The organism is Alteromonas sp. RKMC-009, from assembly GCF_003584565.2.
Lineage (GTDB): Bacteria > Pseudomonadota > Gammaproteobacteria > Enterobacterales > Alteromonadaceae > Alteromonas.
On record NZ_CP031010.1, the window covers coordinates 1,866,684 to 1,878,415 of the forward strand.

The 11,732-nt window shown below is 50.4% G+C and carries 9 protein-coding genes and 5 tRNA genes; 13 read left to right on the forward strand and 1 reads right to left on the reverse strand.

The window, feature by feature from the left end; translation table 11 throughout:
• The first annotated feature begins 46 nt into the window (after nt 1–46).
• The 11 genes from DS731_RS08220 (at nt 47) to DS731_RS08265 (ending at nt 7,674) form a co-directional block, all read left to right on the forward strand.
• A tRNA-Ala gene (locus DS731_RS08220) sits at nt 47–122 on the forward strand.
• 137 nt (nt 123–259) lie between these two features.
• Nucleotides 260–335: transfer RNA gene (locus DS731_RS08225), tRNA-Glu, on the forward strand.
• Between the two features lie 191 nt (nt 336–526).
• Nucleotides 527–602 (forward strand) — tRNA-Glu (locus DS731_RS08230).
• 191 nt (nt 603–793) lie between these two features.
• Nucleotides 794–869, forward strand: a tRNA-Glu gene (locus tag DS731_RS08235).
• A gap of 262 nt (nt 870–1,131) precedes the next feature.
• Nucleotides 1,132–1,207 (forward strand) — tRNA-Glu (locus DS731_RS08240).
• 176 nt (nt 1,208–1,383) lie between these two features.
• Nucleotides 1,384–2,439, forward strand: coding sequence for a tetratricopeptide repeat protein (locus DS731_RS08245; RefSeq protein ID WP_119500866.1), 1,056 nt, complete (start codon nt 1,384–1,386; stop codon nt 2,437–2,439).
• 169 nt (nt 2,440–2,608) lie between these two features.
• Complete coding sequence (locus tag DS731_RS08250) at nt 2,609–3,517, forward strand: M14 family metallopeptidase (protein ID WP_119500867.1); 909 nt, start codon at nt 2,609–2,611, stop codon at nt 3,515–3,517.
• Between the two features lie 90 nt (nt 3,518–3,607).
• Nucleotides 3,608–3,766, forward strand: coding sequence for a hypothetical protein (locus DS731_RS21930; protein WP_161599130.1), 159 nt, complete (start codon nt 3,608–3,610; stop codon nt 3,764–3,766).
• A 145-nt stretch (nt 3,767–3,911) separates the two neighbouring features.
• Nucleotides 3,912–4,862, forward strand: a complete 951-nt coding sequence (dusC, locus tag DS731_RS08255; protein ID WP_119500868.1) for a tRNA dihydrouridine(16) synthase DusC — start codon at nt 3,912–3,914, stop codon at nt 4,860–4,862.
• A 116-nt stretch (nt 4,863–4,978) separates the two neighbouring features.
• A complete protein-coding gene (locus tag DS731_RS08260) occupies nt 4,979–6,400 on the forward strand; it encodes an amidohydrolase (RefSeq protein ID WP_442858457.1) in 1,422 nt (473 codons plus the stop codon).
• Nucleotides 6,397–7,674: an amidohydrolase family protein gene (locus DS731_RS08265; RefSeq protein WP_119500870.1), complete on the forward strand. Its 1,278-nt coding sequence runs from the start codon at nt 6,397–6,399 to the stop codon at nt 7,672–7,674. Before DS731_RS08260 ends, DS731_RS08265 begins: the two co-directional genes overlap by 4 nt.
• Nucleotides 7,675–7,812: 138 nt before the next feature.
• On the opposite strand, the gene DS731_RS08270 is transcribed toward DS731_RS08265, so the two are convergent.
• Complete coding sequence (locus DS731_RS08270; protein WP_442858458.1) at nt 7,813–8,481, reverse strand: arylesterase; 669 nt, start codon at nt 8,479–8,481, stop codon at nt 7,813–7,815.
• A 22-nt stretch (nt 8,482–8,503) separates the two neighbouring features.
• Here DS731_RS08270 and DS731_RS08275 point away from each other — a divergent pair, with 22 nt between their 5' ends.
• Both DS731_RS08275 and DS731_RS08280 read left to right on the forward strand, forming a co-directional pair.
• Nucleotides 8,504–9,199: an ABC transporter ATP-binding protein gene (locus DS731_RS08275; RefSeq protein WP_119500871.1), complete on the forward strand. Its 696-nt coding sequence runs from the start codon at nt 8,504–8,506 to the stop codon at nt 9,197–9,199.
• A gap of 1 nt (nt 9,200) precedes the next feature.
• Entirely contained in the window at nt 9,201–11,726 is a 2,526-nt protein-coding gene (locus tag DS731_RS08280) for an ABC transporter permease (RefSeq protein WP_119500872.1), read from the forward strand.
• Nucleotides 11,727–11,732: the final 6 nt, after the last annotated feature.

Below are 11,732 nucleotides of genomic sequence, written 5' to 3' on the forward strand. Positions count from 1 at the left end.
GCTGTCACGGAACAGTCACACGAAATACAGTGACCATTCCAAGTACGGGGCCATAGCTCAGCTGGGAGAGCGCCTGCATGGCATGCAGGAGGTCGGCGGTTCGATCCCGCCTGGCTCCACCAAATTCTTAGAGAATTTACAGTAGTCGGAAATACATTTTCCGGTAAGTTCTTAGGTAAGGCAATAAGGTCGCTCATCTCGCGGGCTCGATTCGCCTTACTGAAAATCTCGGAAGCTTGCTTCCGAAAGCAGATTTTCAGTCCCCTTCGTCTAGAGGCCTAGGACACCGCCCTTTCACGGCGGTAACAGGGGTTCGAATCCCCTAGGGGACGCCATATTATATCGCGTCACAGTCGGTTAAAACTGTGAAATAGGCCGGAGTTGTTGTTTGTAGCTTGTATCAGTGAGTTACACTTAAGCAGTTTCAGGACTTGAAAGTCAGTAAAGCAATAAGGTCGCGCGGTTCGCAGGCTCACCTTGCCTTTACTGAAATTTAGCGAAGCATGCTTCGCTGAGCAAAATTTCAGTCCCCTTCGTCTAGAGGCCTAGGACACCGCCCTTTCACGGCGGTAACAGGGGTTCGAATCCCCTAGGGGACGCCATTTATATCGCGTCACAGTCGATTGAAACTGTGAGATAGGCCGGAGTTGTTGTTTGTAGCTTGCATCAGTGAGTTACATTTAAGCAGCTTCAGGACTTGAAAGTTCAGTAAAGCAATAATGTCGCGCGGTTCGCAGGCTCACCTTGCCTTTACTGAAATTTAGCGAAGCATGCTTCGCTGAGCAAAATTTCAGTCCCCTTCGTCTAGAGGCCTAGGACACCGCCCTTTCACGGCGGTAACAGGGGTTCGAATCCCCTAGGGGACGCCATTTATATCGCGTCACAGTCGGTTAAAACTGTGAGATAGGCCGGAGCTGTTGTTTGTAGCTTGCATCATTGAGTTATATTTAAGCAGCTTCAGGACTTGAAAGTTCAGTAAGAGGAATAAGGTCGCTCATCTCGCGGGCTCGATTCGCCTTACTGAAAATCTCGGAAGCTTGCTTCCGAACCTAGGATAAGGTCGCTCTCACGATAAATCGTGAATCGCCTTACAGAAATTTAGCGAAGCATGCTTCGCAAGACAAAATTTCAGTCCCCTTCGTCTAGAGGCCTAGGACACCGCCCTTTCACGGCGGTAACAGGGGTTCGAATCCCCTAGGGGACGCCATATAAGAAAGACCAGCAAATGCTGGTCTTTTTTTTGCCTTGAATTTACCTGCCTGAATTATTCTGCGGGAACCGCACTGGTGATCCTGCCATCATCACAAATTGTTACTTTTTCACATACTTTCCAACCTCTAATCTTGCTAGTCTGATAGTTGATTAATAAAAGGAATTATCGCTATGCAAGGAACGCTTTTCATAAAACGTTTGTCGACGGTCGCGCTTTGTGTGAGTGCGCTTACTTTCCCGGTTATTGCCAGTGCAGACACCCTGATTTCCGATGAAGCACTGGACGCCTGGTACAGGGATGGTAAGTACGGGCAGGTCATCGCGACGCTGGAAGATGAAAAGAATAAGTCGGCAGAGCGTTTTTCTACTTACATCTCAGCACTGATGAATACCGATCTGGATGACGCAGAAGAGGCAGCGGAAGATTTTATCAAAGCCTATCCGGAAAATTATCGTGTGTACATGCTCCATGCGAGTGTCATGGGCGCACAGGCAGGAGAAAGTATTTTTTCAGCGTTGGGCTATGCCAAAAAAGCCCGTAAGAGTCTGGAGAAAGCTATTGAAGTGGCACCTGACGAAATCCGCACTTATCAGGCTCTTTTCCAGTATCACCTTTTTGTTCCATCCATAGCCGGTGGCGATATGGACACGGCAGAATCACTGGTGGCTGATATAGCAGCACTCGACCCTGACGAAGGACAGATTGCCGAAGCAAAATATCTGCTGGCCGGTGATAAAAAAGAGGAAGGTATTTCGCTCCTTAAAACGCTGATGGAAAAACCTGAAACCCGGGTTTATGCCAGATACGTGCTAGGTGATCAATATATGAGTGATGAAGCTTACCCGCAGGCTTTTGAAACCTTGCAGCCTTTGCTGACGCTGCGCCTGGAGGCCGCTTCTGAAGAAGATGAGTTTGCTTGGGAGGCATACAGCGAGAATCGGTTTAATCAGTTATACGGTCTTTACCGCCTGGGGCAAACAGCGGTCCAGTCCGGTGAATATACCGGAACCGGCATTCAGGCGCTGGAGACTTACTTGAGCGAATTGCCCGAAGCCGGTATCGATACAGATGGATTGCCTTCTCTGAACTGGGCGAATCTCCGGCTGGCTGAATTGTATCTGCATGATGATAATAAGGAGCAGGCAAAACTTATCCTTCAGCGTATCAGCGGCAAAGAAGATGACCGCTTCAGTAAACTGCTTAAGAAACTGCAGAAAAAAGTCTGACTGTCATTTCAGGCTGACAGCCCGCCACAGTATGCGTGCCCGGTAATTCTCTGCCGGGCCGGATAACGTGATAAAGTGCATATTCATCTGACTCGCGATAACAGCAACTTTAAATGCCGTGATATCGTGTCAGTCAGAACATTGTTGTTAACAGAAACAAAGGTTGGATATGCAAGATTACCCTATTGGTACCCCCGGAACGCCCTGGTCAGACACAGAGAAAAAACAGTGGCTGGATGCCCAGTCTGTTAAACGTAGCTATAAAGAAGAAGTGATTGACCGGTTGCCCGCGGTACCTGAGAATTATGAAATCACACAGTATGGTGCGTTACCTTACGACGAGTCCCGCTATCCGCTTTACGTCATCAAACCAAAGTTATTCGTTAAATCCCTGCCAACCGTACTTATTACTGGTGGTGTTCATGGTTATGAAACCAGCGGCGTACAGGGAGCACTGAAGTTTGCCACAGACCATCTGGCTGAGTGGCAGGACAAATGTAACTTCGTAATTGCACCTTGTGTCAGTCCCTGGGGTTACGAAACGATTAACCGCTGGGATCCCCTTGCCGTTGATCCTAACCGCAGTTTCCGCGCGGATTCTCCGGCACCTGAAGCCGCAATGCTGAAAGCCATGGTTGATGCCATTGAAGAGCCGGTCCATATGCACATCGATTTACACGAAACCACTGATACTGATAACTCCGAGTTCCGGCCGGCCCTGGGTGCGCGGGATGGTATCACTCAGGACGTCTGGGAGATCCCGGATGGTTTTTATCTGGTTGCTGACAGCGGGAAGGTTGAGCTGGATTTTCAGAAAGCGGTCATCGAAAAAGTGCGGGGCGTTACACACATCGCACCTGCAGATGAAAATAACAAAATCATCGGGGCAGAGGTGCTTTACGATGGTGTGATCAGCTATGACAAGAAATCCCTGTTTCTGTGCGGAGGCCTGACTGATGCGCCATACGTTACGACAACCGAGGTTTATCCCGACAGTCCATCAGCCTCTGATGAAATATGCAATGATGCTCAGGTTGCAGCCATCATAGGCGGTCTGGAATATATTCTGGCCGGTTAAGAACAAAATATTCTTTGTTTACACTTCCGGACGTTTGAAAGTATAGACGTCTAAATGTATAGTGTGCTTCCTGACTCAGCGAGGCACACTATGTATACTTTCAAAGCATTGATTTACGACGGCAACCGCCAGCGCATCGTTTCTCACGATTGCGATACCAAAGCTGAGTTCGAACAGTACCTGACCCGTGAGTTCGGATGCTACGTGTGTTTGTGGATTGCTCAGGACGTTAAAAACATCGCCAGTTAACCGGCGAACCTTGCAGTATCATCACTTCATATTGTATTACCCCTTACTCAACGGCTTTCATTTCATCTGTGGCAGGATGATTCGCTGCCTTTTCTCTGCTAAACTTCGCGCCCGTTTCTAAACCATACCGGCATAGTGTAAACACATGAGAATCCTACTTGCTCCCATGGAAGGGGTCGTTGACCATCTGATGAGAGACATGCTTACCCGCGTGGGGGGCTTTGATTTATGTGTGACCGAATTCGTGCGGGTGGTCGATCAAAAATTACCGCATAAAACCTTTTATAAGCTTTGTCCTGAGTTGCATAACGGCAGCGTAACACCGTCTGGCGTACCGGTAAGGGTTCAGTTACTGGGCCAGCACCCTGAGTGGCTGGCAGAAAATGCGCAAACAGCAGTAGAGCTGGGTTCCCCCGGTGTGGATCTGAACTTCGGATGTCCGGCAAAAACCGTTAACAAAAGTAAGGGCGGGGCAGTGTTGCTGAAAGAAACTGAAACCCTTTACAACATTGTCAAAGCGGTACGGGAAGCCGTGCCGGCAGATCAGCCTGTCACAGCGAAAATCCGGCTGGGGTTTGAGGATAAATCTCTGGCCATCGAAAATGCCATTGCTATTACAGAGGCTGGCGCGGATCAGCTTGTTGTGCATGCACGCACTAAAACCGAGGGTTATAAGCCTCCTGCTTACTGGGACTGGATTGCTAAAATTCGCGCTCACACCAATATTCCGCTGGTTGCTAACGGTGAAATCTGGCATGCAGAAGATGCACTGCGCTGCCAAGCGCAGTCAGGCTGTACCGATTTGATGCTGGGACGCGGCGCACTGGCCATGCCGAATCTGGCGCGGACTATCCGGGGCGAGCAGGCGGTTATGCGCTGGGAAGAAGTGGCGGATTTATTGATTCATTATTCTGGCTATGAGATTTACGGAGATAAGGGACGGTACTATCCCAACCGCATTAAGCAATGGTGTGGTTATCTTAAGCGTCAGTATCCGCAGGCGGAAACCCTGTTTAATGATATTCGTAAATTGCAAAAAGCGGATGAAATTGTCGCTGTACTGCGTCGTCAGTCCTCGCATAGCAGCGTCGCTTAATCTCACCGTATATTGTTTGTTTTCCCGCAATTGTCTAGGTTATTAATGGGGAGGGCTTTTCGACAGAAACAGCCGAAATACTCATACTAAAAACGTAAACAATAAAAACGGAAAACATCATGAAACACACACCAACAAAGCTGGCCTTAGCGCTGGCTTGTCTGTGTACCACTGTTTTAGTCGCTTGTTCCGACAAGCCGGCTGAAAAGGGAGAGCAGGCGCCTCATGTGTCAATCAACACCGATCCTTATCCCGGCACCTACACACCCATAGCCGGAAAGCCCACAGTCATTACCAACGTCACCATCCTCGATGGTGTGGGTAACCGCATTGAAAACGGCATGATTTATTTTGCTGACGGGAAAATCGTAGCAACAGGTGAAACGGTTGAATACCCCGCTGATGCGGTTGTTATCGACGGTGAAGGAAAGTGGGTTACTCCCGGTATTATCGACAACCATAGCCACCTTGGTGTTTATCCGTCTCCGTCAGTGGGCTCTACGTCTGACGGAAACGAAATGACGAAGCCGGTAACCCCGGGCGTATGGGCAGAGCATTCCGTATGGCCACAGGATCCCGGTTTCGGCCGCGCTCTGGCGGGTGGTGTCACCTCGCTGCAAATACTGCCCGGCTCAGCGAATTTATTTGGCGGCCGCTCGGTGGTACTGAAGAACGTACCAAGCCGCACTATGCAGGATATGAAGTTTCCTGATGCCCCTTACGGGATGAAAATGGCTTGCGGTGAAAACCCGAAACGTGTGTATGGCCAGAAAGGCGGTCCGATGACCCGCATGGGCAATGTTAAAGGTTACCGACAGGCGTGGTCTGACGCCCAGGCTTACATGCGCGAATGGGATAAATACGAAGCGGATTACGATGCAGGGAAAGATCCCAAGGCCCCGAAACGGGATCTGGATTTAGAAACCATGGCCGGCGTGCTTAATGGTGACATTCTTGTGCATATGCATTGCTATCGCGCTGATGAAATGACGGTCATGATGGACATGATGAAGGAATTTAACTATCAGATTTCCTCATTCCACCATGCAGTTGAAGGCTACAAAATTGCCGACAAGCTGGCAGAAAACAATGTGTGTGCTTCCATGTGGGCCGACTGGTGGGGCTTCAAGCTGGAAGCGTATGACGGGATCCGTGAAAACATTCCGGTGGTACACGCTGCGAAAGCCTGTGCCATTGTACACAGTGACGACGAACTCGGTATTCAGCGATTAAATCAGGAAGCGGCCAAAGCCTGGTCTGACGGTAAACGTGCGGGCATAGATATCTCTATGGCCGATGCATGGCAATGGCTGAGCGCGAACCCGGCAAAATCACTGGGGATTTTTGATAAAACCGGTTCTCTGGAAGCAGGAAAGAATGCCGATCTTGTATTATGGACAGGGAATCCTTTCTCGACTTACACCAAAGCTGAACAGGTCTATATTGATGGTGGCAAGGCTTACGATCTGAAGAACCCGGATAGCTGGCCGTTAAGCGATTTTGAAGTGGGTCAGGTCGGTGAAGGAGATGTAAAATGAAGCGCTTATTATCACTTGCTGTTGCCGCAGCTCTCAGTACCGGTGTGATGGCTGAGAATATCGCCATTACAGGGGGGAAAGTACTTACCCAGACAGCACAGGGTACGATAGAAAACGGCACCGTGTTGATTAAAGACGATAAAATTGAAAAAGTGACAGCCGGCGGCAACGTGCCGGCGGGCTATACCCGTGTGGATGCCAGCGGAAAAGTTGTCACACCGGGTTTTGTCGGTGCGTTAACCTCTCTTGGCCTTGTTGAAGTGTCGTCCTGGGCGGGTGAGGTGGATTCTTCTGCCGGAGTAACGCCTGTCAGCACAACCGGTGCGGCTCTGGATGTCACATATGCGATAAATCCTGACTCCACGCTTATCGACGTAAGTCGTATTGAAGGGGTCACCTCAGCGGCAACGACAGTGCAGTATACTGACATGTTGTTCCATGGTCAGGGTGCGGTGATCAGTCTTGACGACAACGCAGAGATATTAAAAAACAAAGCCTTTATGGTGGTGAACGTGGACGGTAATTCAGCCGACAGCCACGGCGGCTCAAGGGCAGCATTGTGGGTGACACTGGAAGCGCTGTTTGATGAAGTCCGCAGCACGAAGTCCGTGCCTTCACTGACTTCAAGCTGGGACGGTATTAACGCCCGTGCAGATATCAAAGCGCTCAAAGGTGTTGTCAGCGGTGATGTACCGTTATTCATCGAAGCCGACCGTGCAGCAGATATCCGCCAGGTGCTGGCGTTTAAAAAGCGTCACCCGGCCATGCATCTTGTGTTACTGCATGGCGTGGAAGCCTGGCGTGTTGCTGATGAACTGGCTGAAGCCGGCGTGCCGGTTATTCTTGATCCGCAGTTGAACTTACCCGGTAACTTTGAACAGTTAGGTGCAACGTTACATAACGCGGCAAGACTGGAAGAAGCCGGTGTGAAAGTCGCTATAGGTATGGAAACTCACAATATCCGTCTGGCTGCGCAGCATGCCGGGAATGCTGTTGCCAACGGCCTGAGTTATGAAGGTGGTATCGCCAGTCTTACTTCAGTTCCTGCAGCGATTCTGGGTGTGGACGGTCAGGTTGGTTCACTAGCTCCGGGCAAACGTGCCGATGTTGTGATCTGGAGTGGTGATCCCCTTGAAGTAACAGAAGTGGCAGAACAGGTCTACATTGAAGGCGAAGCCATTGAAATGTCTTCCCGTCAAACCAAACTTCGTGACCGCTACATGAAACTGACAGAACAACCTGCAGGTGTGACTTCACATTATGTGAAGCCGTAAAGGTTTAAAACAAACAAGAGGATGCCGGGCATCCTCTTTTTTTGTGAGCAAATAAGGTAATGAAAAGCGGGATATCTGACTGGTTTGTGCGGATGCTTTCTGCCCGGGCAGAATAGGTCACCCGCTGAACTGGCGGGCTCAGCTCCGGTTCAGAATGAGCGGTGCGAGTTGCTGAGCCATAAACTGTGCAATCATTGGCTGGGCTTCTGCATTAGGATGAATCCCGTCGTTCTGCATCAAAGATTTATCCAGCGCTACCTGTTGCAAGAAAAACGGGATTAAATTTATGTCATTTTCTTCTGCCACCGCATCAAATGCATTGGCGAACATCTGTGTGTAGCGACGCCCGTAATTTGTAGGAATTTCCATATCCTGTATGAACACAGTGGCCCCCGACGCTTTTGCCAGCTTAACCATTTCGTTCAGGTTGGATTTCGTCTTTGTGACCGGATGACCTTGTAATCCGTCATTACCACCCAATTCTATAAGTACATGTGTTGGCTGATGTTGTTCCAGCAATCTGGGAAGTCTGGCAAGGCCACCGTCGGTGGTTTCTCCGCTTATCGCGGCGTTTATTACATCAATCTGATGCTGTTCGTCATTCCAGATATTTTGTAACAAACTAACCCAGCCTTCCTGTTGCTTTAAACCATAGCCTGCACTTAGGCTATCACCCAGGACTAACAGTTTGAAATGCGGTGATGTTTGCTGATTTTCTGACGCAGCGTGCAGATGATCTGAAACCACCAACAGCTGTAAAAATAAAAGAGCCCATGCAAAAGCAAAGCGGCGGTATCGTTGTAACAAAAACACGGCAGTGACAACTCCTATGATTAGCACCCGAAATATTACGAAAACAGTATCTACGAGTGAAGGTGAGCTTCAGATCCTTCAACCAATTTCATTCGAAGTCAAGGCAGGTGAGTCTGTTGCCATTGTCGGCGCGTCTGGTTCCGGCAAATCCACTTTACTGAGTCTGCTGGCAGGGCTGGATGAAGTGAGCAGCGGAGAAATTCATCTCGACGGCGCTCCCCTTCATACCATGAACGAAGAAGCGCGGGCACGGCTGAGAGGGGAAAAAGTCGGGTTTATTTTCCAGAGCTTTATGCTGGTGCAAAGTCTGACAGCCATCGAGAATGTCATGCTGCCTGCGGAGATTTCAGGGCTAAGTGACGCGAAAGGCCGCGCGAAGAAAATTCTGGAGCAGGTGGGATTGTCCCACAGAGCGCATCATTACCCTAATCAGTTGTCCGGCGGCGAGCAACAACGGGTTGCTATCGCAAGGGCGTTTATCGGTCAGCCAAAAATCCTCTTTGCCGATGAGCCTACAGGTAATCTTGATGCTGCCAACAGTGAAAAAATTGAGCAGCTTTTATTTCAGATGAACCGTGAGCTGGGCACGACACTGGTGCTGGTTACCCATGATAATGAGCTGGCACTTCGTTGCTCACGACAGTTGACGATGCAGGCGGGGGAACTGACCGAAACTACGGTGTCATCCGGTCCTGTCGCTGAGGAAGCCTGATATGGGGATGGCATTTAATTTAGCGTGGCGTTTGTTTAAGCATGAGGCCCGGCGGGGTGAACTTACCATTATCCTGCTCGCTATTGTGTTATCAGTGGCTTCGGTGTTGTCACTGTCGTTGTTCAGTGAGCGCCTTCAGGGCGCACTGACCGAGCGCTCCGCCAGCTTTATGGCTGCAGACAGTCAGTTACGCGCCTCTCAACCGGTGGATCCTGCCTGGATTGCACAGGCGCAAACGGACGGGCTGGGCACGGCTACACAGGTCGCCACCCGTTCTATGGCATTCGGTGAAGAGCAGATGTCACTTGTGGATTTGCGTGCTGTAGACGGACATTATCCGTTAAAGGGTGAAATTCTGGTGACGGACTCGCCGTTCGGAGAGGCGAAGCCGGCTACAGGTTTGCCTCAACCCGGCGAAGCGTGGATAGATTCGCGATTATTTCAACTGCTGGATGTTGAGCCCGGCGGTACCGTTTATGTGGGCGATGCCGCATTTACAGTGACGAATGTGCTGTCCGAAATTCCTGATGCCGGTTTCAGCATTTTTTCAACTGACCCCATCGTATTAATCCGTGAAGCCGATTTAGCGGCTGCAAATATCACCGGCCCCGGCAGCCGGGTGACGTACAAAGCTTATTTTACCGGTGATACGTCACAACTTGACACGTTCTATGAGTGGCTGCGTCCGCAGCTTGATGATGAAATTCACCGCTGGCAGTCTGTTGAAGATGATGAATCCCCGGTCGGCCGCTCGGTGAAGCGCGCCGAACGTTATTTCCTGCTCGCCAGTCTGCTTGCCATCATTCTGGCTGCGGTGTCGATTGCCGTTGCCGCCCAGCGATACAGTCAGCGTCATTTTGACCCTGTAGCCATTATGAAAACCCTCGGCGCGAGCAAAACCACAATACGCCGCATTTACACCATGCAAATTTGTTTTATCACTCTGGTGGGCATCGTGATTGGTATTACTGCCGGCGTTATTATTCAGCAGATAGTGGTGACGGCGCTGGCTGATCAGGTAGATGTATCACTGAATGTATGGCACTGGCGACCGGTGTTAATTGCTGTCTTTACCGGTGTGGTTTGTGCGCTTCTGTTTTCACTTTATCCCTTACTGCGCTTATTTTCGGTGCCGCCGCTGCGGGTACTGCGCCGTGATGTTGGCGCAGGAATGAGCTCAAAATCCCTGCAGTTTCTGGCTGCGGGTGGTGCAATTTTCTTACTGATGTGGACGTACAGTCAGGACTTGAAAATCAGTGCCATTCTGTTTGTGTCCGGCATTGCGCTGGTCGCCGGTTTGCTGCTTGTTACGCTGGGTCTTATCCGTGTGGGACGCAAACTGGGCAGCGGCAGCATGGGACCGTGGCAGCTGGCGTGGGCCCGTATCCGCAGGCGCTCCATGGATAACAGTGTGCAGCTTATCAGTTTCTCTGTGACCTTATTGTTGTTGCTGGTAGTGCTGGTTATGCGCAACGATATGGTCGCGCAATGGCGGGCACAGTTGCCTGAAGGCACGCCTAACTATTTCCTGATCAATATCACCCAAAGTCAGAAACCTCAGTTGCAATCGCACTTTGAGCAGGCGGATGTGGAAGCTTCTGACTTTTATCCCGTTGTTCGCGGGCGGTTCGTTGCGGTGAATGATGACCGTGTGAATACGGAAGTCTCGAAAGAAGACAGGGAAGGTCCCCGTGAAGGCAGGGACGGTTTGGGCCGTGAAGCGAATCTGACATGGAGTAACACCCTGCAATTTGGCAATGAAATCGTTGCCGGTGAGTGGCAGGGTAATGCGACCTCTGCGCCGGAGGACGGGATTTATCCTGTATCTGTAGAAGAAGAAGTGGCCGGCAGGCTGGATATCCGGCTCAATGATGTGCTGACATTTAATATCGGCAGTGAAGAGGTGCAGGCGCGGGTAACCAGTTTACGAAAAGTCGACTGGCAAACTATGCAACCGAATTTCTTCTTTGTTTTGTCACCTGAAGCGATGGCGGCGTTTTCACCAACCTATATCACCAGTTTCTTCCTGCCACCTGAAAGAAAGCCGGAACTTACAGAATTGCTGAAGCCATTCCCGTCCGCCACCTTGTTTGACGTGGACGCCCGTATCAATCAGTTGCGGGATATTGTTGACCAGGTCTCACTGGCTGTTGAGTTTATTTTGATTCTGGTTCTGGCTGCCGGCGCACTGGTGCTGATAGCACAGGTCCAGGCGTCAATGGACGAGCGTCAGCAGGAACTGGCTATACTTCGTACTCTGGGAGCGAAAGGATCGCTGATCCGCCTGAGCGTGGTATATGAATTTGTCATCATCGGCGTCGTGGCCGGGTTTATGGCCGCACTTGCCAATGAGCTCAGTCTCTATTTGCTGCAAACACAAATTTTTCAGATGGAAGCATCGTTGCATCCGGAGTTTTGGGTGATTGCACCGGTGACCGGAGCGATTGTTGTGGGTGTATTGGGGGCATTGGGCTGCTGGCGTTTGCTGTCATTAAATACCACAGCGTTGCTACGAAAAATGGTGTAGCAACCC